We start from the raw sequence: 25,323 nt of genomic DNA, 5'->3' as shown, positions 1-25,323 counted from the left end.
CGCAATGGAAACACGACCGCGCCGCGCCGATCGCGCCCCACGCGATTCCGTAGCGCGCCTGCGTCAGGCATCCGAGCGGACCCTTCAGCCCGCGCGCTTTCTGCAGATGAGCGGTAGCGGGAATTCGTACGTCCTCGAAAATCAATTCCGAAGTGATCGACGCGCGCATCGAAAATTTTCCGTGGATATCGCGCGTCGAAAATCCCGGCGTCCCCTTCTCGACGAGAAACCCGGTGATACCCTCGTCGACCTTCGCCCACACGATCGCGACGTCCGCGATCGAGCCGTTGGTGATCCATCGCTTGGTCCCGTTGAGGATCCATCCGTCGCCATCGCGCCGCGCCCGCGTTTCCATCCCGCCGGGGTCCGAGCCGTGGTCAGGCTCGGTCAGACCGAAGCAGCCGATCAATTTTCCCTTGGCCATTTCCGGCAAGTAGCGTTGCTTCTGTTCCTCGCTGCCGTTTGCATAAATCGCGTACATGGAAAGCGCGCTTTGCACCGACGCGAACGAGCGCAGCCCCGAGTCCCCCGCTTCGAGCTCCTGCATGATCAAGCCGTACGCGACGTTATTCATCCCGGCGCATCCATAACCCTTGAGATTGGCGCCAAACATTCCAAGCTCGGCCATTTGCGGTACAAGCTCCATTGGGAAGGTTTCACTCGCAAAATGGCGCTCGATCTGCGGCAAAATTTCGCGATCGACGAAACGTTTGGCCGTGTCGCGAGCCATCCGTTCTTCATCGGTCAGCAGGTCGTCGAGGTGAAAAAAATCGAGATCTCTTAATAAATCTGGCATCTTGCGCTCCATGCGATTTTTGAAACGTGTTTTATTGCGAAATTGCGGAGACCGGCCGCCGTCAAGGCCTGGCCACGTCGAGCTATCCTCTGGATCGGCAAAATCATGCCCGCCGCCGTCGTGCGCCTTCGATCCACGCGCGTTCCTACCGCCGGTTGATTCAAGGGCGAATTATCACCGCTACTACTTGCATCAGATTTAACTATCACGTAGCCTTATGCCCCAAGTCGGCAATATGCACATCGAAACGCTAAAGGTCTTCTGCGACATAATCGAGAGCGGAAGCTTTTCTTATGCCGCATCACAAAACTTCGTCACTCAATCGGCGGTCAGCCAGCAGGTCCGAAGCCTCGAAGAGAAGTACGACTGCCGATTGATAGAACGTGGACGAGCCGGAGTCAAACCCACGCCGGCCGGACAGATTCTATACACCTCCAGCAAGGAAATCGTGCGCCGTTTCCTGGAATTGGAGAACCGGTTGCGTGAAATCGGCTCGGTGGTCGCGGGCACGATTCGCGTCGGCACCGTTTACAGCGTGGGCTTGCACGAATTGCCGCCGTACCTGTCCGAATTTCTGCGCAACTATCCGGCCGTCAATGTACATCTCGAGTATCTGCGCTCGAACAAAATTTACGAAGATCTCATCGAGGGCAAAGTCGATCTTGGCGTCGTTGCCTATCCTTCCAAGCGCAGCCAAATCGTCTCGGTGCCGTTTCGCCACGACGAGTTAGTGCTCGCCGTGCCGCCCGACAATCCGCTGGCCAAGCAGTCGAAGGTAAGTGTCGGACAGTTGCAGGGTCAGAAGTTTGTCGGATACGAGCGCGATATCCCGACCCGAAAGGCTTCCGATCGAATCCTGCGCCAGTACGGCGTCAAGCCGATCTACGCGCTCGAATTCGACAACATCGAGACCATCAAGCGCGCCGTCGAGATCGGTCTTGGATGCGCAATCGTGCCGCGGATGACGGTCGAGAACGAGGTCGCGCGCGGCACTCTGCGGATGCTCGAGTTCCAGGAAGGGAGCTTCCTGCGTCCGCTGGCGATCATCTACAAGCGCGGCCGCGAGCTCTCGCCTGCGGTCCGCAAGTTTATCGAGGCGCTAACCACCAGCAACGTCGTGCCCCGCGTTCGCGGCGATAGGGCCGAGCGCGCGCCACGCGGCGATAAGGCCGAGCGAAACAACGACGCGAACAACTCGGATCGCGCCGAGAAAACCGAGAAAACCGAGAAACCCGACAAGGCCGAGAAGACGGCATAATCGCGACTGAATCTTTGACGACAAATGGCCGGGTCGCGACGACTCGGCCGTTTTTGTTTCCCTTCCGCGTGCGCGCAGTCTCGCGGCCAAGCTATTGCACACCCGCACACGAGGTACGCGCTCTCCGCGGGGCGCTACTTCAGTGCGGCACGCAGGCGGTCGCGATCGAAGCCTGCGATCAGCTGTTTGCCCGCGACGATGATCGGCCGCTTGATTAGATTCGGCTCCTTCACCATCAGCGCGAACGCCTGCTCGACGGTGAGCGATTTACCCGCCAGGCCCATCGCCTTGAAGGCCGGACTGCGCGGGTTTAGAAAATCGCGCGGGTCGCGGCCCGCAAACAGATCCTTCAGCTCAGCCGCACTGAGAGGAACTCGCGCGTAGTCGCGCTCGTCGAGCTCCGCGCCGAGATCCTTGCGCAAGAAGCTTCGCGCTTCGCGGCAAGTCGTGCAGGTGGATTTCCAGACAAAACGAATCCTCTTCATGCGTGACCTTTCACGTCCCGGCGCTTTGCTCTGCTACTCGATGTCCGAGTTTGGCACGCCCGCGCCCGCGGGGCCGCTACCGTGATCCAGCGGCTGCCCGCCTGCCGGCGACGATGCGCTCGCGGAGGAGCCCGCCTGCGGAAGCGGCGCGATCGGCGCGACGCTGCCCGACGATGAACTTGTCTTGGGACCTGCAGGCGGGGTCTCGGTCGGCCCGCTGAAGTTGATCGGCTGCTGGCCGGCCAGCATCTGCGGCGTCAGCACGTAGTCGCCGCCGAACGCGCTGCGCCAAACCGTGTCGGCCGCCTGCTTGTTGCCCCCGGTCACCAGGTAAGTTCCGCCGCCGACGATGCCGCCGAGGATCGCGTAAGTCATCTTGACCGGGATATAGATAAGATTTAAGATCAAGGCGCCCGCGCCGTAACCCGCGCCCGGCCAGTTGACGCCGCCCTCTTGCGGCTGCGGGACCTGCACTGGCGCCGGAGCGCCTGCCGGCTGCGTCTGTGCCGCGGCGTACTGTGCGAGCGGACCGGCCGGCATCGCGAGCATCACCGACAATCCCAGCGCGATCACGGCGAATCTGAAATTTCCTTTCCTCATGATTTCCTCCACCACCACGTCGGCGTAAATTGCTACTCGGTTTTTACCACTGCCTCGGCCGGCAGCAGCCCCATCAAATGACGAAACGCGCGCTCGAGATATTCGGCGTTCTTCGACTCGAGCGTCAACTTCACGCGGTAGCCGGGATCTCCGATCCGCGGATACGAGCCCAGCATCAACTCCGGAAAATTGCGCATGCAGTCGTTGAGGTGATCGGTGATCGTGCCCTCGCCGGCGGTCAGGTAAATCGCGCGCATGAAATATGGGTCGGTCGCAAAACGGCTGCTCAGCGCCCGCAGCTTGGCCTCGAACAGTTGCGGAATTCCGGGCAGCACGTACACATTTTCGATCTGCACGGTCGGAAAACGGACGTCACCGGCTTCGTTGAGGATCGCGCCCTCGGGCACTTCGGCCATCTTGAGGCCTGCGGCGAGCGAGCGCTCGTGGAAATGTTTGCGGATGAGGCGATCGAGCTCGGGATGGACCACTAGACGCCGGTTGAACGCGCGCGCGACGCCTTCCATCGTAAGATCGTCATGGGTTGGGCCGACGCCGCCCGAAGTGATCACGAAATCGAAGTTGCGTGCGCAGTACGAGACTTCGCTGGCGATCGGCGCAAGCTGGTCCGGGATGGTTGCGATACGCGCCAGCGCGACGCCGATCTTGTGCAGCTCGCGAGCCGCGAAATACGCGTTGGAATCCTGGACCTTGCCGGAAAGGATTTCGTTACCCACCACAACCAGCGCGCAACTGCGTTCTCGCATTCGACTGCAGGCTCCTTGCGCGATCCGCCTCGAACCGCATTATCGCAAGCGGCGGCTATCAGCGGCAATGGGGTAAACCAGCGGCGCCTACGACGGGCCCGCGTCGTCGACGTCGGGCGCCGACGCCTCGATAAACTCTTTGAGCCGGCGCTTGAGCCGCGTTTCGATCTGCCGCACGCGCTCACGGCTGATTCCGAAGCGCGCGCCGATCACCTGCAGCGTGTCGGGATCTTCCGACAGCAGCCGCGCCCTGAAAATCTCCAGCTCCTTGCCCGCCAGCGTCGCCGCGAATTGCTCGACCTTGTCGTGGGCGAAGTCGCGCCACTCGCGGTCGGCGGTTTCGGTTTCCGGGTTGTGCCCGGCGTCGGGGATTACGTCGAGCAGCCGCGTATCATCGCTGGCGCCGGCAGGTTGATCGAGCGACAGCTCGCTCTGCCCCATCCGCTCCTGCATCTCGCGCACGTCGCTTTCCCGCACACCCATCCGATGCGCCAGCAGGAGCGGTTGCGGAGTGAATCCCTCGCGCTCCAGCCGTTCGGTCTCCTTGCGGAGATTGAAGAACAGTTTGCGTTGCGCTTGCGTCGTGCCGATCTTGACCAGCCGCCAGTTGTTGATCAGGTAGCGGTAGATATACGCGCGCACCCACCACACCGCGTAGGACGGAAAGCGGATTCCATGTTCGGGGTCGAAATTCTTGACCGCTTCCATCAGGCCGACGTTGCCCTCCTGTATAAGGTCGAGCACGTTTTTCGTCGCGCGCGCGAAATCGTAGGCGAGTTTCACGACCAGGCGCAGATTGGCGGTGACCAGCCGGTAAGCGTCCTGGGGATCCTTGTCCTTGACGTAGCGCCGCGCGATCACCGCCTCCTCCTCGCGCGTCAGCAGCGGGAAGCGGCGAATCTCGGCCAGGTAGCGGCCCAGCGGATCGGCGGCTACGATCGCGCCGCCGTCCTTGGCGGCGCCGGCTTCAATCTCGGCGGGCTCCTGATCGGTCCGCAGCGGCGGTTCGTCGTCGGTACTTTCTATCGGATGAAACTCGGAGACTTCGATCGGCGCATCACCGGCAGCTTCCTCGCGGGCGCCCGCTTCGGGGACGAGATCCAATTCGGACTCTTCAGCTGCGATCGGCTCGGCAATCGCGCGGGCGCGACGAGCCTCGACGCCCGCGATGCTAGCGCGTTTCGCTTGCGTTGTGCGCTTGCGACGGATCGGTTTGCCGGGTTTGCGCGCCACAGGCTGGCTCCAGCTTTACCACACGCTGGCACGAGATGCGGACACCAATGCTCGAGCCGTCGGCGGCGCGGAGCTGTGTCGGTTCTTGTCGAATCGATCGTGCCCGGTCAGGCGTCGGGTTCTTCGATCGTGACCTTGCCGGCGGCGATTTCGCGCAACGCCGTTACTACTTCTTTGTTGTCCGATTCCACCAGTGGCCGCGCGCCCTTGAGCAGCTGTTTGGCGCGCCGCGCCGCACCGAGCACGAGCTCGAAGCGGTTGGGAATGTTCTCCAGGCAATCTTCAACGGTAATTCGTGCCATTAGGCCTCAATTCTCCGGTGCATCGCGCCTCTTGTCAACGCGCCTGCCATCGGTACGCTGGAACGGTACGGAGGCTCCGCAAGTTTGATGGGCAGGTTTGGGGCGTTACGCCATTTTATCCTGATGACAGGACTCGCTCTGATCGTCGCGGCCGCACGGCCCGCCGCGGCCGGCGATCCGGCCACGATCCTCGCGGGCAACCATCCCGACGAAGCCGCCGAGATTGTGGGCGCGGCCGCCGCGTCACCTTCGCGGCCGCTCGCGATGCATCTCACGATGGCGTTGCGCAATGGCGCTGAACTCACGCGCCTGCTTGCCGATCAGCAGAACCCGGCGTCATCGCAATACCGTCGGTGGCTGACTCCCGATGAGTTCACCAGCCGTTTCGGACCCACGGACGGCGACCTTGCGCGAGTCGCACGATGGCTCAGGGAAAGCGGTTTCACCGTCACGTCTGCCGACGCCTCGACCCGGGAGGTCTCTTTCACCGCCACGGTGGCGCAGGCGCAAAATGCTTTCGCCGTGAAGATTGCCGCGACGGCCGACGGCCGTCTGTATTCCAGCACCGCCGATCCCGCCGTACCCGCCGACCTCGCGCCGCTAATCGAATCGATCAACGGGCTCGACAACCTGCTGCACAGCAAGCCTGCGGTGCATCGCGTGCCCAAGCGTGATTCCAGCGCCCATTCGCCCGACGCGATCGTCGGTAGTATCGGGCCGTTCTTCGGTCCTGCCGACATCTATACCTTCTACGACGAAACGCCGCTGTTGAATGATGGAATCGACGGCAGCGGCACCGGATGCATCGCGGTCGTCGAGGATTCGAACATCGACGAAGATGCCGCGAACGCATTCAACTCCCAGTTCAGCCTGCCCGCGCTGTCAGCCGCTAACTTCAGTACCGAGTTGGTCGATGGTACCGACCCGGGCCAGAACGCGGACGAAGTCGAAACGATGGTTGACGTGAACTACTCGCACGCCGTCGCGCCCGGTTCGAGCATCCGCATCTATCTCGGCGATGAGAACACCACCAAGTCTTCGTCGGCCATTCTCGACGCAATCCATGCGGCGGTGAGGGAAAAGAACAGCCCGTGCAGTGCGATCAGCATCAGCTTCTCATTCTGCGGCGTCTCGGCTGGCTCCTACCGAACCCAGAACAATTTCTTTAAGCAGGCGGCTTCGCAAGGTCAGTCCGTGTTCGTCGCGGCTGGCGACAAAGGCGCAGCCGGGCTGCGATTCAGTGCAAAGCAGAATGAGTGCGTACCCGGCACGACGCGCGAAGTCAGTGAACTTGCAGCGTCGCCATACGTGACCGCGATTGGCGGCACCGAGTTCACGCCTGTCTACGACATCGATGGCAGCGACGTCGGCTTCGTTTCAGAAAGCGTGTGGAACGACGACGGCTACGCGGCCGGCGGCGGCGAGAGCAAGGTCTTCAAGAAGCCCGCGTTTCAGAAAGGGCTCATTCCCAAGGATAAGAAGCGCGACGTTCCCGACATCTCGTTTGGCGCCAGTCCCAGATCGCCCGGTTTCTTCTTTGGCAGCCGCAACGGCAGCGACGAGCCTGCCGTCGAATGCTGCGAGGGCGGCACCAGTATCGGCGCACCGGCATGGGCGGGCATCAGCCAGCTGATCTCGCAGCAAGCGGGCGCTTGGGTCGGCAATCTCAACACGCGAATCTATCAACTCGGCGTGGAGAACGACGGCGCAACGACCGGGATTCGCGACGTGACGTCGGGCAACAACAGTTTCAACGGAGTCACCGGATTTTCCGCAGGTCCCGGCTATGACAAAGCCAGTGGCTGGGGCACCGTCGATATGGGTCTGTTCGTCCTTGCGTACCCGTCCCCGTAGCAGGCGGTTGACAGCTCAAATCGGGACGGCGCGCTTCAATGCGGCTGGGCCTCGGTCGGCGGCTTGATGAACTTGAGCGTCATCCGGTCGCTCTCACCGATAGCCAGATGCTTGTCGCGATCCTTTTCACCCAGGCGCAAGGTCGGCGGCAGATACCATACCGGATGGTCGCGCAGGTCCTTGGGGTTTGCATTGATTTCCGAGGCGCCCGTCAGTTTGAAGCCGGCCTGTTGCGCGAGCTGGATCATATAGTCCTGGCGCACATATCCGTTCTTGGCGATGGGATCCTGCGGCTGCGACGGATCGGCGCGATGGTCGACTACTCCCAGGACTCCGCCGGGTTTCAGCGCGCGGTAAAACGCCTTGAAGTAGTCTTGCGTGTTGCCATGCGCCAGCCAGTCGTGAACGTTACGAAACGTCAAGACCATATCGGCTGAGCCTGCGGGCGCGATGTCGGTTTCGGCCGGCGGCTTGAGCGTGGTCACGATTACCTGGGCATAGTCGGTGGGATCGGCCTTGAGCTTGTCCTGGAAGGTCTTGGCGCCCGGGCCTCCTCCAACAGCTTCGTAGAGCTTGCCGTGGTCCTTGAGCAAGGGCGCCAGGATCTCGGTATACCAACCGGCGCCGGGCGAGATCTCGACCACCGTCATCGTGGGCTTTATCCCGAAGAAAGTGAGCGTTTCCATCGGATGGCGATATTTGTCGCGGGCCCTATTTGGCTGGGAGCGTTGCGGTCCGGCGATCGCCGCAGCAAGCGCGGACTGCGTGCCGGCGTCATCGCCGGCCGCTCTCGCCGCCGGGATCGGTGAGAGCGCAACGATCGACAGAGCAAGCAGGGCATACAACGGGAATCGGATTGGGTGCTTCACTTGCATGGGAGCTTTTCCTTTCAATCGTTCAATTGCGAAACGCGCTGGCGCGCGAGATCCTTCGCTGCGCTCAGGATGACACAAAAAAGTTCTAGCAGGGCTGAGCCCTGCACCCACTGTTAATCGAAAAGTCCGCCGAAGCGTCCTTTTCTCTCAAGGCCGAGAGCGAAAGACCGTCCTCGGGATTTCGCGATGGAGACTGGGTACAGGGCTCAGCCCTGCCCAAGGAGGTGCGGGACCCAGGAGGGTTCCGCATACAATTAAGTTCTCCCGTCGCTCCTCTGCGCGGCGCGCGCTAAGCGCCCGATTCAGGCAAACGTCGGACGCAGGCTAGTCCACTATAGCTTTAGTCGCAGACGTTGAGGAGCGCTTCTTGCGGGTCTTTTTGCGCGCCTCCCGGGTCTTGGCCTGCAGTCTCGATTTTTTCCGTTTGCGCCGCCGCTTGATTTCTTTTTGCCGTTCGCTTGCCATCTAACCTCTCTTCTCTTCTTACTTAGTCCAGCGGGACCGTCCGTTCCACCTTTGCACCAGAGTCGAGATGGATTCCAGCCGAAGTCACGTAGGGCTTGCCCTTGCCGGACCGATTTTCCACATAAGCGTCGTAGTCGCCCGGGTCAAGCTTGAAGCGATGCTCGCTGCCCGGATCGCTCTCGGCGACCTTGGTCTGCGTACCCGCGCGCAAGATTACCACGCGAGTCGAGTTGTCGAACGGAATCTTCGACATCACGGTCTGCACCACCAGGTCGGCCTTCACAACTTCGCTGAGCGTCAGCAGCGCGTGACGGCCGGGCGCGAGCGCCACCGCGTGCCAGTCGTAGCCTTGCGGGGGCGCATCGACGTGCACGTCCACCTCGCTCGGCGCGAACAGATATTTGTCGCCTGAAATAAAGCTGGCGACCTTCGCGTGCGGAATGTCGGTGGTGGTCACGGTCACGCCGAAGCCGGGATCGACACCAGTCTTGTCCTTGGCGCTGACCTGGAGCACGGCGACGTTATCGATGAGCACGGTGTGAGTGCGGCCGGCCTCGATCTGGACGCCGTCCTTGACGATTTGGCCGCCGATGATCGGCATCACCAGTTTGTATTCGCCCGGCGCCAGCGCGACCGACGAGCCGGGCGTGACCTGGCCGGCCTCTTTGCCGTTGGCCGCGATCAAGTGTGCGGGATTTTTCGCGCCCGCGCCCTCTTCGCCGAGTACATCGAGCTTCAGGTTCCCGGTCTGCGCCGCGCCGGCAATCGTCACGACAATCGAGACGGATGCGAGCAGAGCGATGGTGGTGGCCGGCAGGCGGATCGGTCTCATAGGCGAAGTGATATCTTATGGCGGCGATGCGGCGCGCGCTACCGCGCCCGGCGGTCGGGATGATCCCCCCGGTATCCGGGCACAGCGGTAACCGTTCTCGCGGCGCGGCTATCGGGTCTCTTTCCACTTACTATCCGCTCGCGTTACGCTGGCTCAACGCCAATGAAACTCTCGACGCGACTGCTCGGCACGTCCTACCGCTTCCGCTCGGTCAAAGAATTGCTCGCGCGCGCCAACGAAGCGCGCTCGGGCGACGAGCTTGCGGGAATCGCCGCGCGCTCCGAACGGGAACGAATCGCAGCCAAGACGGTGCTTGCGAATCTGACGTTGAACGATCTCCGCGAGAACCCGGTGGCTGCCTACGATCGCGACGAAGTGACGCGCGTGATCGACGACGCGATGGACCGCGACGCATTCGCCGCCGTGCGCAACCAGACGGCCGGCGAGTTCCGCGAATGGCTGCTCGATGACGCGACGACCGGCGACGCGATCCTCGCGACCGGACGCGGAATCACCGCGGAGATTGCCGCCGCGGTCGCCAAGCTATGCAGCAATCTCGATCTGATCACGATTGCGTCGAAGATTCGCGTCGTCACCCGGGCGCGCACCACGCTTGGGCTGGCGGGCCGGCTCTCGACGCGCCTCCAGCCCAACCATCCGCGCGACGATCTCACCGGCATCGCCGCCGCCATCTACGAAGGCCTGGCCTACGCGACCGGCGACGCACTCATCGGAATCAACCCGTGCATCGACGAGCCCGACAACATCCGCCGACTGCTCGAACTCACCGCCGACATCATCGAGCGCACCGGAGTGCCGACGCAAAACTGCGTGCTCGGCCATATCACGACGCAGATGCGCGCGCTCGAGGCCGGCGCTCCGATGGACATTATGTTCCAGAGCCTGGCGGGGACGGAGAATGGCAACACCGGTTTCGGGATTACGGTCGCGATGCTCGACGAAGGCTACGCGATGATTCGCGAGACCGGCCGGCTGCGCGCGGCGAACCTGATGTACTTCGAAACGGGGCAGGGCTCGGAGCTGTCCGCCGATGCGCACCAGGGTGCGGACCAGGTCACGCTCGAGGCGCGATGCTACGGCCTGGCGCGCCGCTACGCGCCGCTGCTGGTCAACACGGTGGTGGGATTCATCGGCCCCGAATATCTTTACGATGCGAAACAGATCACGCGGGCCGGCCTCGAGGATCATCTGATGGGCAAGCTGCTCGGAGTCCCGCACGGGGCCGACGCATGCTACACCAATCACGCTCGCGCCGAACAGAACGACTGCGAAAATCTGGCGCTGCTGCTCGCGTCGGCGGGATGCAACTACTTCATGGCGGTGCCGATGGGCGACGACGTGATGCTCTCGTATCAATCCACCAGCTATCACGACGCCGCGGCGCTGAGGGCATTGCTCAAGCTGCGTACCGCGCCGGAGTTCGAGGATTGGTGCGAGCGGCGAGGAATTCTCAGCGACGGCCGTCTCACGGCGCGCGCCGGCGACGCGAGGCTGCTGATGGATTCGTCGAGCAAGACACCCGGTGACGCCGATTTCGACGCGATGCGCCGTGCGACACCCGCGCGGCTTGACGTGGGACGCGCGGGTCCGCGCTACACGACGGCCGCGATGCTCTCTGTGCAGGCGGATCACGCGCGCGCCGTCGACGCGGTCATGACGCTGGTCGCGCGAGATTGGCCGCGGCGCAATGGCCTGCTCGAAGTTCACTCGCAGGCGCTCACGCGCGAAGATTATTTGCGCTATCCGGAGCGCGGCCGGCGGCTTGACGCCGTCGACGCTGCTCGGGTCGCGCGTCTTGCGCCGCGCGGGCGCGGCAAAGCGGCGACGCCCAGCGTGCTGCTATGCATCGGCGACGGGCTTTCATCGGCGGCGGTGGAGAAGAATGCCGCGCCGCTGATCCGCGCGCTCACCCGGCGGCTCGCATCGCGCTACCGGCTCCTGAAGCCGATATTCATTCGAAATGCGCGGGTCAGAATCGAGGACCATCTCGGCGAAATATTGCGCCCCGACGTGGTCTGCATAATCGTTGGCGAGCGTCCCGGCCTGGTCACCGCCGAGAGCCTGAGTGCGTATGTGATTTATCGGCCCACGCTCAAATCGATCGAGCCCGACCGCACGGTGATATCGAACATTCATCGCGGCGGGATTCCGATCGCCCAGGCCGGGCGCAAAGTCGCAGCGCTGATCGACGACGTGATCCGGCTGCGGGCGTCCGGCGCCGCGCTGGCGGAGAAAATTGCGCCGGCGCCATGAACCCTGCCGCGACTGGCGCGTGCTCATCGGAAAAACTACGCTGGAAAACACCAAGCCATGTCCGATCGCGAATCAGTAATTGCCGCCAACCGCGCCTTTTACGACGCCTTCGAAAGTCTCGACGCCGAAAAGATGGAAGCGGTCTGGCTGCGCGACCCGCGAATCATTTGCATCCATCCCGGATGGCGCAAACTTTCGGGATGGGGTCCGATCATGTCGAGCTGGGAGCGTATCCTCGGCAACTTATTCGAGATGAAGTTCGAGCTTGGCGAGATTGAAGTGACGATCAGCGGCGACCTGGCGATCGTCGTCGTCGAGGAAAGCCTGATCCAGCGCGGCTACGACGGCACCGAACGCTCGAACGTGCTCGCCACCAACGTTTTCGAGCGTGTGGGCGACGGATGGTTCATGGTGATGCATCACGGGTCGCCGGTGCTCGCGCCGCCCGACGACGAGCCGCCGCTCCAGTAATTCGCAAGTTGCCGGCAACGGTGCGAGGAGAAAATTCGACGATGCTCAAACGCGTTGACAGAATTCAGATTGCGGTCGCCGACAGCAATGCGGCCGAGCGGGTGGTCGCAGAAGTTTTCGGCGCGGAACTGATCCGCCGTGACAAGGCGGCGCCGCTTGGCGCCAGGCGAACCACGATGCAAGCGGGGACGAGCTTCCTCGAAATTCTCGAACCCGACGGGGCAGGAGCGGTCCAGGGTTTCCTGTCGAAGTGGGGGACGGGGCTGTTCGGCGCGGGATTCTCGGTGGACGACCCCGCCGCCGCCGCGGATCATCTCACGAAGTGCGGCGTCGGTTTCGAGCAATCCGCGGGACAACTGTATCTCGACGCCGCCGCGACGTTCGGGATGCGCACCGTCATTTCGCAGCATCGCGAACGCGTGCCCGTCGGCGCGATAAAGTGGGCGTACGAAGTCACCAACGTCGTCGGCGATTGGCAGGCGGCGTCCGCCCGCTACGCGCGCATCTTCGGCCTCGACGCGGCGAAGTTCAGTCCGATCGAGAGCAAGGATTTCGGCTATACGGGCATGCTGACGCTGTTCGATCCTCCCGCGCGTCTTGACCGCGTCGAGATAACGCAGATCACCGACCCCAACCTTGCGATGGGCCGTTTTCACCAACGGCGCGGCGATTCGCTGTACATGTTTTTCGTCGAGACCGACGACGTCGGCGCGCTCGAAAAGCGCCTGCAAGAGCGCGGAGCGCGTTTCGCGGCGCATCGCCGCGACGAGGCGGGGCTGGCGGAATTGTTCATCCATCCTTCGGCATTTCTCGGCGTGCTGGTCGGGGTGAGCCGCACCGAGCATGCGTGGCTGTGGTCGGGCGATCCCCAGCGTGCGCGGCGCGCCGCGACGGCGCGCGCGCTAAAGTCCTGACGCCTCTTCCTCAAGGCTTTGCCGCGTGACGCGCCTGTGATATCCTTATATGGGGTAAGGAATCTTACAGGCGGTAAGGAATATGGCTGCGTCAACTCTGACGAGAAAGGGGCAAACCACGATCCCGTTGAAAGTTCGAAGCCATCTCAAGCTCCGGCCCGGCGACAAAATTGAATTCGTAATCCAGCGCGACGGCACGGTCGTGTTGGCGCCAAAAAATGTTGATGTTCGCCAACTCAGGGGAATGCTCGGCCCTGTCCGGCGGCGACTCACGATTGAACAGATGGACGAGGGCATCAGGAGCAGATTTGCGCGGCGGTGAGGGGAGTCGATACCAACATCCTGGTTCGTTACCTCGTCGCCGATGACCCGGCGCAGTTGCGGGCCGCTACTCGGTTCATCGAGCATGAATGCTCGCCGCAGGAGCCCGGCTTTATCAATCGCTTGGTGCTGGCAGAAGTTGTATGGGTGCTGGAGAGCTCTTACAAACTGCCGCGCTCGGCTGTTGTTAATGCGCTCCGACTGTTGTTCGATACTGATCAACTTTCGATTGAACATGCCGAGGATGCTCGCGTGGCCCTTCGGGACTACGAGGATGGCGCGGACTTCTGGGACAGCCTGATTGCCGCGACGAATGCCCGACTCGGATGTGAATACACGGCGACATTGGACCGCAGGGCAGCTCGGCGCAAAGGATTTCGCCTCGTCCAATAAAAAAGCCGGCGGTCGGAAGACCGCCGGCTTGAATTCGCAAGCGCGTGCCCGCGATTGCGCGCTATTTTGCCTCGCGCATCGCGCGCACCAGAATCGCCGCCAGTTCCGGCCGCGTGAATTCCGGCGGCGGCGCATCGCCCGCCCGCAGCATCTCGCGAACTTTCGTTCCCGACAGTATCAAGCGGTCTTCGTCGGTATGCGGGCAGGTCTTGAACGACGCCATCGAGTTGCAGCGCTTGCAGTAGAACGTGTTCTCGAACATCAGCGGCGTTATTCCCATTTCGGACGGCTCGAAGCGCTCGAAGATTTTCTGCGCGTCGTAGCTGCCGTAGTAATTGCCGACGCCGGCGTGATCGCGCCCGACGATGAAATGCGTGCATCCGTAGTTGCGCCGCGCGATCGCGTGCAGGATCGCCTCGCGCGGGCCGCCGTAGCGCATGTGCGCCGGGAACACGCCGATCATCGCGCGATTCTTCGGATAGTACAGGTCGAGCAGAACCTTGTAAGTCTCCATCCTGACTGCGGCGGGCACGTCGTCGCCTTTGGTTTCTCCCACCAGCGGATGGATCATCAGTCCGTCGCAGATTTCCAGCGCCGCTTTCTGGATATACTCGTGCGCGCGATGAGTCGGGTTGCGGGTCTGGAAGGCGACGATTTTTTTCCATCCCCGCTCGCGAAACGCCGCGCGCGTCTGCCGGGGCTCGCGCGGAAATTCCAGGAAGGTGCGCCCCGGTATTTCCTCGATCAGCGTGAGCTTGCCCGCCAGGCAGTACGGCGGCATCGAGGTGACGTTCTTCGCCCCCGGATGCGCGTCCTCGGCGGTGCCGAACACGTTTTGCGCTTCGTTCTTGCGATCGACTTTGTAAATTTCCGCAAGCTTCACAGTCGCCAGCCGCCGGCCGTCTTCGGTCGCGAGCGCGATATCCTGTCCGGCTTTCAGTGATTTCGCTTTCGTTTCATCGACGCCGAGCGTGATCGGAATCGACCACGGCACTCCCGACGCCAGCCGCATCTCGTCGCGCGAGCGAATGTAGTCCGCCTCGCCCATGAAACCCGTGAGCGGCGAGAACGCGCCCGACGCGAGCATCTCGAGATCGGCCAGGTCGCGCGCGTTGAGCGTAACCGCCGCGAGTTTCGCGCCGTGCGCCGCCAGCGCAGCGCGCTCGGAGACCGGCGCTTTCAGATCGACCAGTTCGCCGCCGCCATGAGCCGCGATTGCGTCGTCGCGCACGCTCATCGCCGTGCTCCCTTGCTGACGTAGCTCAGCTCCTCGAGCCGTCCGAGCAACTTGGCCAGGCTCTGCGCTACGGTTTCCGTGCTGCTATCGACGATCAGTTCGGGCTTGAGCGGCTCTTCGTAGGGGTCCGAGACGCCGGTGAAAGATTTGATCTCGCCGGCCAGCGCCTTCTTGTAGAGCCCCTTCACGTCGCGCTCGACGAGTTTGTCGATCGTACAGCGGACATAGACTTCGAAGAAACGCTCGTGATGGCGCCGCACCTCGTCGCGAATCTCGCGGTAGGGCGAAATCGCCGCTGAAATCGCGATCACCCCGTTGCGCGCCAGCAGATGGCACACATACCCGATGCGCCGGATGTTGATGTCGCGATCCTCTTTGGAAAAGCCAAGTCCCTTGGAAAGATTGGTGCGGACTTCGTCACCGTCGAGGATTTCCACGCGATGCGCCCGCCGGCGCAGTTCTTCGGCAGCCAGATTGGCTAGCGTGGATTTCCCCGCCCCGGACAGGCCTGTAAACCACAAGGTAAAACCTTGATCCATCGGCAAAAACTGATGCTCCCTTAAGAATTAGATTACTTGGTGAACCTTAAAAATTACTTAATCCTATCGGAAGAAACAAGGCTGCCGGTTGCCAGGAAGTTGGGCGCCGATCGGCCGGCTCAGGCGCGCGCAGCCGGCATGATCACGCCAATCGCGAGCGCCGCCGGCGAGCCGAAGATTTCGGTGGCGCCTGCCGCGAGCAACCGATCGCGCGCGGCATCGGTGGCCGCGACTCCATAAAATCGCACGCCACAACTTTGCGCGGCCAGCAGGTCGGCTTCGCTGTCGCCAACAAACGCGGCTTGCGATCGATCGACGGAAAACAATTCGAGTGCGGCAATCAGCATGTCGGGCGCCGGCTTGAGTCCGAGCAGAGTATCGCGTCCGACGATTGCGTCAACGGATGCGTCGGTGTTCCTGCCCAGCCAGCGCTTGACCGTTTTCGACGAGTTGGAGGTCACGATCGCGACGGCGGCGCCGGTTTCTTTCAGTGCCTCGAGCGCTTCGATCGCTCCTTCCAGCGGTTGCGCGCGATCGACTCCCGCCAGCTCGATTTTCTCGATTATCTCCGAAGCGCGGCGCAGTCCTTCGCTGACCCCGGGTTGGTTGATCTCCGCGAGCATGAGCGTGCGGTAGGCGTCGTAGAGCGGGAGATTGCCGCGCGGGATTCGTGCGAACAGTTGGTCAGGCGCGCCGATGGAGCGCAGGTACGGTTCGAGGATGAGCCGGCCGCCGGCCCAATCGACCTCGGGCTCGAGCCGCGCGATCGTGTTGTCGAAATCGAACATCCAGAGCTGGTACATCACGGATGAACCCGAACCCTGGTTTGATAACCGTCGAACTCAATGATCGCCGGCGATGGATTTTCCGCGTATCCGGCAATCAGCTTGAATGCCTCCGCCGTCGCGAGCATCGCGATAAATTCCGCGGCTTCCGAGCGGCTGCCCACTCCCGCATGCATCGACGCATCGACGCTTGGCGCTCCGGGCGCCCCGCCTGGGATGACGGCGATTTTTCCCGGCGCGTCGAGGCGCGCGACCACCCACGCTCGCACCTCGCGATAGCCCACGATTTCATCTGCGGCTTTTCGCGCCGCTTCACTTCCAACGATCAAGAGCGCCAAATCGACGCGGCCTTTTGACTCATCCGCGACAGTGACAGATACGCCGGCGTTCAGCTCGCGCGCGGCGGCTATTTCCCCGGGCAGTCCACTTTGGCCGCCGGCCACCCGCACGCCGATCGCTCCGACCCCTGCGCCAACCAGGTAAGCGAGCGGCGCTTCGATATCGCGCGCGTCGCCTGCAAGCACCGTCCGCGCGGCAAGCAAACGTTCCTGACCGAGGCCGCCGATGCGCGGCACGATTATCTGGCGGCTGTAGCGTTCGATTTGCGCGTCAGTCAGGGTCATCGCGATTCCATCACCTGCCTGGCGATTGCGACTCGCGCCGCCCGCGCGCATCGCGCGGCTTCGGCTTCCACGCGCCGCAGCCGCACCCGGAGCGGGGACTAACCGCCGCAATCCGCACACGCCCCGGGCCGGACGCGTCGTAGCTGAGAATTTTTCCCGAGAGCAAGGGCGTTTGCCTGCGCACGGCGCGCATCGCCTCCGCCGCCTGCAGCTCGCCGATCGCGCCCGCCACGGGACCGACGATCCCCGCTTCGCGGCAACTCTGGGTTTCGTTTTCATCAGGCGGAGTCTCGAACACGCATCGGATGCACGCCGTCTCGCCCGGGATTACCGTCATCGCCTGCCCGGTCATCCCGACTACCCCGCCATAAACGAACGGCGTCGGCGCCGCGATACACGTGTCGTTGATCAAAAATTTCGTGGCCGGACTGTCAGTCGCGTCGATTACAAAGTCGTGTACGGCGACCAGGCGCGCCGCGTTGGACGCTTCGAGCGCAATCGGATGCCGTTCCACATTGACCGCGGGGAACCGCTCGACCAGCCATCGCGCCGCCGCATCAACCTTCGGCGTGCCGGTATCCCGGCTTCGATAGATCACTTGGCGTGCGAGATTCGACAGTTCGACGGGGTCGGGATCGATTAGTGTCAGCCGCCTTGCGCCGGCTCGCGCCAGCGCCCGCAATGCGGGAACGCCGAGTCCCCCCAAGCCGACGATCAGTATTCGTTCTGTTGCCACTTCGTCGTGCTTCTCCCGCCCGTCGAGAGCCGCAACGCCATCAGTGCTGGTGGGAGTTGGTGAAAAATCCTGCGAACACAATAAAGCTGCAATCGCTGACAGTTGGCCGACGGTAATATGCGAGCGCGGGCATTGTCAATCGACGGACCAATCGGTCAGGCCTCTGCCGATTTACCTGCCAATTCGCTTGCCACTGGCCCGCCATTTGTCTATGTTGCCGCAACGTGCGGGGGATCCGATGGCGGAGGAGCGAAATTCGCGCCGCCGGACTGCATATTTTGCGGATTAAAGGCATAGGAGATCGACTATGACGTCTCGATGGGCGGTGCTGGCTATTGTTCTGTTACTCGTGGTCGCAGGGCTGTCGCTCGGCACGGGATGCGATCCGTGCGCCTCTTGTCACGCCCAACCCACTTCGGTGCCTACGTCTGCGAATGCATGCCTGCCGTCCAGTTCCATAGGGATACTGGTCCAGGGCAAGAACGCCACTGCCTATCTTCCACAGGGAAACTGGGGCGGGAGCGAAGGTTCGGCCAGTATTAAGGTTGTACCCGTTGAGACCAGCAGCGGCATTGGTACGGGTGGTGCGCCGACTACAATTACGACAGCGAACATCCCGAACTCCTGCTCCTCCAACTCCACGACCGGCCTGACGGTATGCGTCGCCAATAACACCGACGTTTACCTCATTAACGGCACGACCCTTACCAGCACGTTGACCAGTGGCGCGACCGGCTCTGAAGGTTTCTCAGGCGGCGACTGCGAAAACTGCGGCGTGGTGGTGGACGCGTCAATCAACAAGGCATTGATCACGGTTGGCTTGGAAACGGGTGGCCCGGGTGGCTACCAATTCCTGGACCTGAGCGGCACTCCCACTTTTGAAACCCCCATTCCTGCCGGAGCGGAGACTTCTGAAGACATTTCGATCGACCCCGTCCGCCACCTGATTCTGTCGCCGAATGAGGATTCGGATTACCAGCTGGTTAATATCAGCAGCTCGCCGGCTGCGGTGTTCAACAATGACGTCTCTGGGGAGTCGGGGGCGCCGGAGTTCGACTCGGCAGGAGAAGACTGCACCACCGGCATCGCGTTGGGTACCGATGAATTTACCGGCAATCTCTTCATCGCCGATCTGACTCAGGCGGAATTCACGCCGGGAACTCCCGCCGGCACGTGGACCGACGCCGCCAGCCAGCTTGTGAACTTTCCCGAGTTTGACAATCTGGCCGCCGGCACCTGCGGTATTGCAGTCGCACCAGGCACGCACCTTGGCATAGTGACCGGTGAGTATGGCGGCGACCTGGAGGGCGTCGTCGAACTGCCTGCCACTTCAGGGAGCGGAACGCCTGCCTTCCCCGACTACGTGGCGTTCACCGTGCCCAGCCCCCCGAGCCCCGAGGAAGGCTGGTCGGAGGGTTACGATCCTCATACGGTGACGGCTTATGTCAGCCCCAACACCAAAAAGGCATACGCTGTGTTGGAGAACGCTGACTTCAGCTACCTGGCCATCGTCGATCTTCAGGCGATGCTGAGCGCGCCGCGAACGGGGCACACCGTGACCACGATTCCGGCTGGCAGCGTGACTTTTATACCGGAGAGCTAGCGGACGCCGATAAGCAGTTCCGCGATCTGAACGCCGTTGAGCGCCGCGCCCTTGCGCAGCTGGTCGCCCACCACCCAGAAGTTCAGCGCGTTGGGGCAGCTCAGGTCTTCGCGGATTCGCCCGACGAAGCAGTCGTCCTGTCCCTCGACGATGATCGGCATCGGGTAGCGATTCTGCGCGGGATCGTCGAACAGCCGAATCCCCGGGAAATGCGCAAATGCCTCGCGCGCGTCGGCCGCCGCGACTTTCGTCTCGGTCTCCGCGTTGACGGAAATCGAATGCGCGGTGAAGACCGGCACCCGCACCGTGGTCGGCGAAATCAGCAATTCGGGCTGCTCGAGGATCTTCCTGATCTCGTTGACCAGCTTGATTTCCTCGCCGGTGTATCCGCCCTCGACAAATTTGTCGATATGCGGAATCAGGTTGAACGCAATCTGATGCGGGAAAAATTTCGCCTTGATTGCCTCGCCCTTCGACCACGCCATCGTCTGCTCGCGCAGTTCCGCAACCCCGTTGACGCCCGCGCCCGACACCGCCTGGAAACTCGTTGCGACCACCCGCCTGAGACGCCCCAGGTCATGGATCGGCTTGAGCGGCATCACGGTGACGATCGTCGTGCAATTCGGACACGCCACGATTCCCTTGTGACGACGCGCGGCGGCGGGGTTGATCTCGGGCACCACCAGCGGAACGTCCGGGTCCATTCGATAGGCGCTCGACTTGTCCACGACGATCGCGCCCGCCTTGACCGCGATCGGTGCGAACTCGCGCGACTGCGCCGAGCCCGCCGAGAACAGCGCGATATCGATCCCCTTGAACGAGTCGGCGTCGAGCCGCCGCACCGTTATCGACTCGCCCGCGAACGTCACGGTCTTGCCCGCCGATCGCTCCGACGCGTACGCGCGCAGCTCGCGAATCGGGAACTTGCGCTGCTCGAGAATTTTGAGCGTGGTCTGCCCGACCGCGCCCGTCGCACCCACCACCGCGATTCGTTGTCCGCTGGCCATTTTTCGATTGTATCGTGAAGTGGTTATTCGAGTGAACAGCCGGTTCAGTTCTCAGCTCTTTTGCAATAGCCAGTCGCTCACCAGCTCGAATACTTCACTGTCAGCCAATCCGTGTCCCGCGCCGGCCAGAATCTTGAGCGTCTTGGGCTCGCCGGCGCGCTCGTAGAGCGCCTGCGAGCTTTCGTGCGAAAGAATCGTGTCCGCCCCGCCATGAATCAGCAGGAGCGGCTTGGGCGCCAGCTCGCCCGCCATGTGCGCGCCCGCTAGCTGGCTCGACAGCGCGATCACCGTCGTGACGATTGGGCTGAGCGTTCCCGCGTTGATCGCGACCGCGCCGCCAAACGAATGCCCGATCAGCGCGACGCGCTCATGCCCAATCCCGCCCAGGAACGTCAGCGCCGCCATCGCATCGACCAGGCATTCGCCGAACTCGTTGGGCGCGCGATAATCCAGCCGCGCAATCGTGATCCCGCGCCGGGGCATCTCCAGCCCGAGGTGCGGATACAGCATCGACGGACCGTCGAATCCGCCGATCGCGCCGCTGACGCACAGCGCCGCGCGCCCCTTTTCCGGCGCCGAATGCAGCACCAGCGCGATCGAGCCGCGCGTCGTCGCCAGCCGCACCTTGCGCGCGCCCGCGATCTCGTCCCCCGGCTCCACGCCGGTGATTCTCAAAGTCAGTCCTTCGTCCATCGGTTGGGATCTTGCGCCAGGCCGATGCCTATCGCGACCGAATCGAGGCCGGCCCATCCAGTCCGGCGTCGATCGTCTCGCCGAGCATTCGCATTGCGTACCGAATCAGCGCCGCCAGCCTTTCTACCCGCGTCAACAGTTCGCCCTGCTCGCCGCGCGGCGCGTCGGTCAGCTCGGCGGCGACGGCGGCCAGGTTCTCGCGCATCAGTTGCGCCGCGCACTCCAGGTTTTCGCGCTCGGGCCCCCGCACGCGGGCTTTGCGCCGCGCCTCCCGGATCTCCGCAAAATCGATTATCTCGGCCATTGATGATTCACGACGCGCGCGACCGATCGCGATTATCGCTTATCGCCCCCGCGCGTGGAAACCGCGAAACAGTCATCTTAATTTCTTGCCCGCGCGCCGCTTCTCGGCGAGCGTCCGATGCCCACCCTCAGCGACCCATCGTATCTGCCGCGCCATCCCGTTGAGAATCTCGACCTCGCGCGCCGTCAATCCGCTGCGTCCGAGAATCTCGCGGATCGCGAACATTATATGGTCCGGATTGTCGTCGGGAATAAATCCGATCGAGACCAGCGCCTCCTCCATCCGCGCCAGCATCGGGTCGCTGATCGCCGCGGGTACGAATTGCGGCGCTCGGGCCGCAGCTACGGGATGCGACGCGCGGGCGGCTTCGATCTCCGCCGCCGCCGATTCGCCCGCCGCCATCATCAGCTCGTACGCGACGACCACCACCGCCTGCGCCAGGTTGAGCGACGGATATTCGGGTGCGGTCGGGATTGTGATCAACCGATTGCACAGCTTGAGCTCGCGATTAGTCAGCCCGTGGTCTTCGCGACCGAAGACGATCGCGATTTTGTTCGAGCCGGCAATCGCGTCGAGCTCCGCCGCCGATGCGCGCAGCGGCCGCGCCCGCCGGCGATAGCCGCCGCGGCGGCTGGTCGTGCCGGCTGCGATCGAGCAATCCGCCAGCGCAGCCGCCAGATCGGGATAGACCGTCGCGCGCGCCAGGACGTCATCGGCATGCACCGCCATCGCGGCCGCCTCGCGACTCTTCAACGTGCCGGGCGCGACCAGGCGAAGATCGTCGAAGCCCATGTTCTTGAGCGCTCGCGCCGCCGCGCCGATATTGCCGGCCGATTGCGGCCTGAACAGCACGAATGCGAATTTCTCCCGCCCCGCCATCCTCTCATTTAAGCGCAGCCTCCAGGTAATGCGAAACCGCAGGAGCCATCTTCATCCCGCGGCGGTACCGATTTTCTTAATACTGAGTGCAGGGGTCACCCCTGCCGCGTCTTTTCACTGCGGGTGCAGGGGCTGCAGCCCCTGCCCAAGGAAGCGTGAAACCCGGGGTGGGTTTCACTACAATTAAATCTATTCCTCCGATGAAAATAATTTCCTTCGGCGACGTTCATATGGCGACCCGCAATCTCGATCTGATGGGCGAGGTGATGCGCGATTGCGACTTGATAATCCTTTCCGGCGATCTCACCAACTTCGGCGGCGTCGACGACGCGCGCAAGGTCCTCGCCGACGTTCGCCGCGCATGTCCCGACGTGCTCGCGCTGTCGGGCAATCTCGACCAGCGCGAGGTGATCCCGTTCCTCGAGCACGACGGGGTTGCGCTGCATGGCAAGGGCCTGGTCAAAGGCGGCGTGGGGATCTTCGGATGCGGCGGCTCGAACATCACGCCGTTCGGCACGCCGACCGAGCTCAGCGAGGACGAAATCTATGCGACGCTGCGCGCCGGTTATGACTTCGTGCGCGACGTGCGGCCGCTCCTGATGGTTTGTCATACGCCTCCGTTCGACACCAAATGCGACCGAATCCGCAGCGGCACGCCGGTTGGCAGCACCGCCGCGCGCCAATTCATCGAAGAAGTGAAGCCCGAAGTTTGCATCTCGGGGCACATTCACGAATCCGCCGGCGTCGATCGAATCGGTCCGACGCAGATTTTCAACGCGGGCCCGTTCAAGGGCGGCGGCTACGTAGTGGTACGGGCCGGCGACGGGCGGCTTGACGCGAGGCTCGAATTTCTTTGACGTGCCTGCCTTGTCGCGCGCCGATCAATCGCTTCGCACCTACGCCGGAAAAATCGCCAACGCATGGCCGCTGGTACTGCGCAACTCGTTCCGGCTACTGTGGCGGTTCCGGCCGGGACGCGCCGCGAAGTAGGGCGCGAGATTGTTCAAGGGCGCTGCGCAGCAAGCCGGCGGCTCCGCGGCTCGTGGCCGATTGCATATTTTTATCCAAGGGAGAATTGCTTGCGTATGGACGGGACCGGCGATGCTCGGATGAGGTTTGATCACGTATCGATCGCGGTGAAGTCTATCGACCGCGCCTACGAATTCTTCGCGAAATATTTTCCAATCAAGCTGCGCAACGCCAGGTCGATCGACGAGCAGGTCAGCGGCTCGTTCTACTGGCAGGATTTCCACCTCGGCGGATTCATCGTCGAGCTTATCGAGGACCCGCCCGGCAAGCCCGGCTTCGTCACCAGGTTTATCGACAAGCACGGCGAGGGGATGCATCATTTGTCGATCGAGACGGACAATCTGGACGCGATCGTGGCCCGGCTCAAGGCCGGCGGCGTGCGGGTCGTCGACGAGCAAAAATACGAATCAGGCGCTGCGACCGCGTTCATCTCGCCGCGCTCCGCCTTCGGCGCGCTGATCCAGTTCTGGCACACCCCGAATTGGGAACAGGCGCATCCCAAGCCGGCGCCCGACGGCCTGGCCCACTTCGATCACGTCTCGCTCGCGGTCAAGGATATCAACGCGGCCTACGATTTTTTCACCCGCTACTTTCCCGGCACGAAAATCGGCCACGCGCCTCATCTCAGCAATTCCCAGGGCAATTTCGCGCTCGGCCATCTCGAGGTGGCCGGCTTCAAGCTCGAATTCATCGCGAGCCCGCCGCATCAGACCGACAACGACTTCGTCGGCAAGTTCATCGCGCGCTACGGCGAGGGGATGCATCATATATCGATCGACCTGAAGGATTTCGACGCGACCTGCGAGCGGCTCAAACGCGACGGCGTCCGGGTGGTGGACGAAAGGCGCAACTGGCGCGGCGAGCGCCAATACTTCATCTCGCCGCAGTCGGCCTTCGGCGTGCTGATCCAAATCTGGGACGGGCAGGGCTGACCGCAGGGGCGACGGCAGCGCAGTATTAAGCCGTTGGCAGGGGCCGCGCGCGACAACGGAGCGCGGCCTTAACACTGGGTGCAGGGGTCACCCCTGCCTGCGCAGATTTTCGCGTCTTCTCACTGCGGTGCAGGGGTCAGCCCCTGCCGCCCACCGCGCAGGTGATTCTTCCTTCATGCCTCGCCCGCCATCGGCGGGCGGGCCTTGACACTGTGGTGCAGGGGTCAGCCCCTGCCGGGGGCACGAAAATGAGCGATTGGTTCGATGACGACGCGTTCTGGGAAACATTCGAGAGCTACATGTTCACCCCCGAGCGAATCGAGGCCGCTCGCGTCGAAGTGGACGCAATGATCCGGCTGCTCGGGATCCAGAGCGGAGCGAAGCTTCTCGACCTGTGCTGCGGAGCCGGACGGCATTCGCTCGAATTCGCGCGCCGCGGATTTGACGTCACCGGCGTGGACCGCACGCGTGCCTTCCTCGACAAGGCCCGCGGTATTGCCGCGACCGAGGGACTCAGCATCGCGTTCGTCCAGGCGGACATGCGCGAGTTTACCCGGCCCGACGCGTTTGACGCCGCGATCAACTTCTTCACTGCGTTCGGGTACTTCGACGATCCCGCCGATGATCTTAAGGTTGCGCGCAACCTGCGTACCTCGCTCAAACCCGGCGGCCGCTTGATCCTCGATGTGAACGGCAAGGAAACGCTCGCCGCAAAATTTCGTGCGCGCGATTGGAGCCGGCGCGGCGATGCGATCATGCTCGAGGAGCGCCGCCTGCTCGACGGATGGAAACGAATCGAAAGCAAATGGACCTGGATTCGCGGCGACCAGCGGCGTGAATCGACGCTGCGGCTGCGCCTCTACTCGGGCGCGGAGTTGGAAAACATGCTGCTCGAAGCGGGATTCGCCAAGGTCGAACTGTACGGGCGGTTGAAAGGTACAGCCTACGACCAAACCGCTGAGCGCCTGATCGCCATCGCCACGCGGCAGGGCTGAAGGAAGAATCACCTGCGCGGTGGGCGGCAGGGCTGAGCCCTGCACCGCAGTGAGAAGACGCGAAAATCTGCGCAGCGCATCTTTTCGCGACTACGCGATAGAAGGGACCGCGCCCGCCAACGGC

The 25,323-nt window shown here is 62.9% G+C and carries 30 protein-coding genes; 12 read left to right on the top strand and 18 right to left on the bottom strand.

Translation table 11 applies throughout. From position 1 onward, the window contains the following. A partial coding sequence (locus ABSB13_RS11535; RefSeq protein WP_428108451.1) for an acyl-CoA dehydrogenase family protein occupies positions 1-796 on the bottom strand: 796 nt, incomplete at its 3' end. 217 nt (positions 797-1,013) lie between these two features. Here ABSB13_RS11535 and ABSB13_RS11530 point away from each other — a divergent pair. Continuing rightward, entirely contained in the window at positions 1,014-2,054 is a 1,041-nt protein-coding gene (locus ABSB13_RS11530; RefSeq protein WP_428108448.1) for a LysR family transcriptional regulator, read from the top strand. 134 nt (positions 2,055-2,188) lie between these two features. Here ABSB13_RS11530 and ABSB13_RS11525 read toward each other — a convergent pair whose 3' ends face one another. The 5 genes from ABSB13_RS11525 to rpoZ form a co-directional block, all read right to left on the bottom strand. Then, the gene (locus ABSB13_RS11525) at positions 2,189-2,539 is read right to left on the bottom strand and encodes an arsenate reductase family protein (protein WP_428108446.1); all 351 of its coding nucleotides are present in this window, start codon (positions 2,537-2,539) and stop codon (positions 2,189-2,191) included. 33 nt (positions 2,540-2,572) lie between these two features. Continuing rightward, the gene (locus tag ABSB13_RS11520; RefSeq protein WP_428108443.1) at positions 2,573-3,139 is read right to left on the bottom strand and encodes a hypothetical protein; all 567 of its coding nucleotides are present in this window, start codon (positions 3,137-3,139) and stop codon (positions 2,573-2,575) included. Positions 3,140-3,171: 32 nt separating this feature from the next. Further along, on the bottom strand, positions 3,172-3,903 hold the full coding sequence (locus ABSB13_RS11515) for a competence/damage-inducible protein A (protein ID WP_428108441.1): 732 nt from the start codon (positions 3,901-3,903) through the stop codon (positions 3,172-3,174). A gap of 87 nt (positions 3,904-3,990) precedes the next feature. Next, a complete protein-coding gene (locus ABSB13_RS11510) occupies positions 3,991-5,136 on the bottom strand; it encodes an RNA polymerase factor sigma-32 (protein ID WP_428108439.1) in 1,146 nt (381 codons plus the stop codon). Between the two features lie 107 nt (positions 5,137-5,243). Then, positions 5,244-5,438, bottom strand: coding sequence for a DNA-directed RNA polymerase subunit omega (gene rpoZ, locus ABSB13_RS11505; RefSeq protein WP_324094404.1), 195 nt, complete (start codon positions 5,436-5,438; stop codon positions 5,244-5,246). Between the two features lie 123 nt (positions 5,439-5,561). On the opposite strand from rpoZ, the gene ABSB13_RS11500 reads away from it, so the two are divergent. After that, positions 5,562-7,292, top strand: a complete 1,731-nt coding sequence (locus tag ABSB13_RS11500) for a S53 family peptidase (RefSeq protein ID WP_428108435.1) — start codon at positions 5,562-5,564, stop codon at positions 7,290-7,292. A 35-nt stretch (positions 7,293-7,327) separates the two neighbouring features. Here the strand turns inward: ABSB13_RS11500 and ABSB13_RS11495 are convergent, their stop codons facing one another. The 3 genes from ABSB13_RS11495 to ABSB13_RS11485 form a co-directional block, all read right to left on the bottom strand. Beyond that, positions 7,328-8,167, bottom strand: coding sequence for a class I SAM-dependent methyltransferase (locus ABSB13_RS11495; protein ID WP_428108433.1), 840 nt, complete (start codon positions 8,165-8,167; stop codon positions 7,328-7,330). Between the two features lie 324 nt (positions 8,168-8,491). Further along, positions 8,492-8,632 carry a hypothetical protein gene (locus ABSB13_RS11490; RefSeq protein WP_428108430.1) on the bottom strand — a complete coding sequence of 47 codons (141 nt, stop codon included), beginning with the start codon at positions 8,630-8,632 and terminating at the stop codon, positions 8,492-8,494. A 22-nt stretch (positions 8,633-8,654) separates the two neighbouring features. Beyond that, a complete protein-coding gene (locus tag ABSB13_RS11485) occupies positions 8,655-9,464 on the bottom strand; it encodes a hypothetical protein (protein WP_428108428.1) in 810 nt (269 codons plus the stop codon). A gap of 162 nt (positions 9,465-9,626) precedes the next feature. Here ABSB13_RS11485 and eutC point away from each other — a divergent pair, with 162 nt between their 5' ends. The 5 genes from eutC to ABSB13_RS11460 all read left to right on the top strand — a co-directional run bounded on the left by eutC (position 9,627) and on the right by ABSB13_RS11460 (position 13,837). Then, positions 9,627-11,738: an ethanolamine ammonia-lyase subunit EutC gene (gene eutC, locus ABSB13_RS11480; protein WP_428108426.1), complete on the top strand. Its 2,112-nt coding sequence runs from the start codon at positions 9,627-9,629 to the stop codon at positions 11,736-11,738. A gap of 57 nt (positions 11,739-11,795) precedes the next feature. Next, positions 11,796-12,209, top strand: coding sequence for a nuclear transport factor 2 family protein (locus tag ABSB13_RS11475; protein ID WP_428108423.1), 414 nt, complete (start codon positions 11,796-11,798; stop codon positions 12,207-12,209). A gap of 41 nt (positions 12,210-12,250) precedes the next feature. After that, entirely contained in the window at positions 12,251-13,123 is an 873-nt protein-coding gene (locus ABSB13_RS11470) for a VOC family protein (RefSeq protein WP_428108421.1), read from the top strand. Positions 13,124-13,205: 82 nt separating this feature from the next. Then, entirely contained in the window at positions 13,206-13,445 is a 240-nt protein-coding gene (locus tag ABSB13_RS11465) for an AbrB/MazE/SpoVT family DNA-binding domain-containing protein (protein ID WP_428108418.1), read from the top strand. Next, positions 13,442-13,837 (top strand): type II toxin-antitoxin system VapC family toxin, encoded by a 396-nt coding sequence (locus ABSB13_RS11460; protein ID WP_428108415.1) that lies wholly within the window; start codon positions 13,442-13,444, stop codon positions 13,835-13,837. Before ABSB13_RS11465 ends, ABSB13_RS11460 begins: the two co-directional genes overlap by 4 nt. Before the next feature lie 61 nt (positions 13,838-13,898). Here the strand turns inward: ABSB13_RS11460 and sat are convergent, their stop codons facing one another. From sat to ABSB13_RS11435, 5 genes are all read right to left on the bottom strand, one after another. Next, positions 13,899-15,074 carry a sulfate adenylyltransferase gene (gene sat, locus ABSB13_RS11455; RefSeq protein WP_428108413.1) on the bottom strand — a complete coding sequence of 392 codons (1,176 nt, stop codon included), beginning with the start codon at positions 15,072-15,074 and terminating at the stop codon, positions 13,899-13,901. Then, positions 15,071-15,613, bottom strand: coding sequence for an adenylyl-sulfate kinase (gene cysC / locus ABSB13_RS11450; protein ID WP_428108411.1), 543 nt, complete (start codon positions 15,611-15,613; stop codon positions 15,071-15,073). Before cysC ends, sat begins: the two co-directional genes overlap by 4 nt. Before the next feature lie 119 nt (positions 15,614-15,732). Beyond that, on the bottom strand, positions 15,733-16,416 hold the full coding sequence (locus tag ABSB13_RS11445) for an HAD family hydrolase (RefSeq protein ID WP_428108453.1): 684 nt from the start codon (positions 16,414-16,416) through the stop codon (positions 15,733-15,735). Further along, positions 16,416-17,021 carry a hypothetical protein gene (locus ABSB13_RS11440; RefSeq protein WP_428108408.1) on the bottom strand — a complete coding sequence of 202 codons (606 nt, stop codon included), beginning with the start codon at positions 17,019-17,021 and terminating at the stop codon, positions 16,416-16,418. The genes ABSB13_RS11445 and ABSB13_RS11440 overlap by 1 nt, the downstream gene beginning before the upstream one ends. A 10-nt stretch (positions 17,022-17,031) precedes the next feature. Beyond that, the gene (locus ABSB13_RS11435) at positions 17,032-17,838 is read right to left on the bottom strand and encodes a HesA/MoeB/ThiF family protein (RefSeq protein WP_428108405.1); all 807 of its coding nucleotides are present in this window, start codon (positions 17,836-17,838) and stop codon (positions 17,032-17,034) included. Between the two features lie 226 nt (positions 17,839-18,064). Between ABSB13_RS11435 and ABSB13_RS11430 the strand changes: the two genes are divergently transcribed. Beyond that, positions 18,065-19,360 carry a hypothetical protein gene (locus ABSB13_RS11430; RefSeq protein WP_428108402.1) on the top strand — a complete coding sequence of 432 codons (1,296 nt, stop codon included), beginning with the start codon at positions 18,065-18,067 and terminating at the stop codon, positions 19,358-19,360. Here the strand turns inward: ABSB13_RS11430 and ABSB13_RS11425 are convergent. The 4 genes from ABSB13_RS11425 to ABSB13_RS11410 all read right to left on the bottom strand — a co-directional run bounded on the left by ABSB13_RS11425 (position 19,357) and on the right by ABSB13_RS11410 (position 22,243). Next, positions 19,357-20,367: an aspartate-semialdehyde dehydrogenase gene (locus ABSB13_RS11425; protein ID WP_428108399.1), complete on the bottom strand. Its 1,011-nt coding sequence runs from the start codon at positions 20,365-20,367 to the stop codon at positions 19,357-19,359. The genes ABSB13_RS11430 and ABSB13_RS11425 overlap by 4 nt on opposite strands. A gap of 51 nt (positions 20,368-20,418) precedes the next feature. Then, a complete protein-coding gene (locus ABSB13_RS11420) occupies positions 20,419-21,060 on the bottom strand; it encodes an alpha/beta hydrolase (RefSeq protein WP_428108396.1) in 642 nt (213 codons plus the stop codon). 28 nt (positions 21,061-21,088) lie between these two features. Continuing rightward, the gene (locus ABSB13_RS11415) at positions 21,089-21,364 is read right to left on the bottom strand and encodes a hypothetical protein (RefSeq protein ID WP_428108393.1); all 276 of its coding nucleotides are present in this window, start codon (positions 21,362-21,364) and stop codon (positions 21,089-21,091) included. A gap of 72 nt (positions 21,365-21,436) precedes the next feature. Next, positions 21,437-22,243 (bottom strand): RNA methyltransferase, encoded by an 807-nt coding sequence (locus tag ABSB13_RS11410; protein ID WP_428108391.1) that lies wholly within the window; start codon positions 22,241-22,243, stop codon positions 21,437-21,439. Positions 22,244-22,443: 200 nt separating this feature from the next. On the opposite strand from ABSB13_RS11410, the gene ABSB13_RS11405 reads away from it, so the two are divergent. The 4 genes from ABSB13_RS11405 to ABSB13_RS11390 all read left to right on the top strand — a co-directional run bounded on the left by ABSB13_RS11405 (position 22,444) and on the right by ABSB13_RS11390 (position 25,199). Next, on the top strand, positions 22,444-23,100 hold the full coding sequence (locus tag ABSB13_RS11405) for a metallophosphoesterase (protein ID WP_428108388.1): 657 nt from the start codon (positions 22,444-22,446) through the stop codon (positions 23,098-23,100). Between the two features lies 1 nt (position 23,101). Beyond that, complete coding sequence (locus ABSB13_RS11400) at positions 23,102-23,233, top strand: hypothetical protein (RefSeq protein WP_428108385.1); 132 nt, start codon at positions 23,102-23,104, stop codon at positions 23,231-23,233. Positions 23,234-23,328: 95 nt separating this feature from the next. After that, positions 23,329-24,204 carry a VOC family protein gene (locus ABSB13_RS11395; RefSeq protein WP_428108383.1) on the top strand — a complete coding sequence of 292 codons (876 nt, stop codon included), beginning with the start codon at positions 23,329-23,331 and terminating at the stop codon, positions 24,202-24,204. 248 nt (positions 24,205-24,452) lie between these two features. Then, complete coding sequence (locus tag ABSB13_RS11390) at positions 24,453-25,199, top strand: class I SAM-dependent methyltransferase (RefSeq protein WP_428108380.1); 747 nt, start codon at positions 24,453-24,455, stop codon at positions 25,197-25,199. The last annotated feature ends 124 nt before the right edge of the window (positions 25,200-25,323 follow it).

Origin of the sequence: Binatus sp. (SeqCode) (assembly GCF_050013435.1) — a bacterium.
In the GTDB taxonomy this organism is placed as follows: domain Bacteria; phylum Desulfobacterota; class Binatia; order Binatales; family Binataceae; genus Binatus.
Note: the sequence above shows the minus strand (reverse complement) of the source record. Positions and strands in the feature narration are given on the sequence as shown.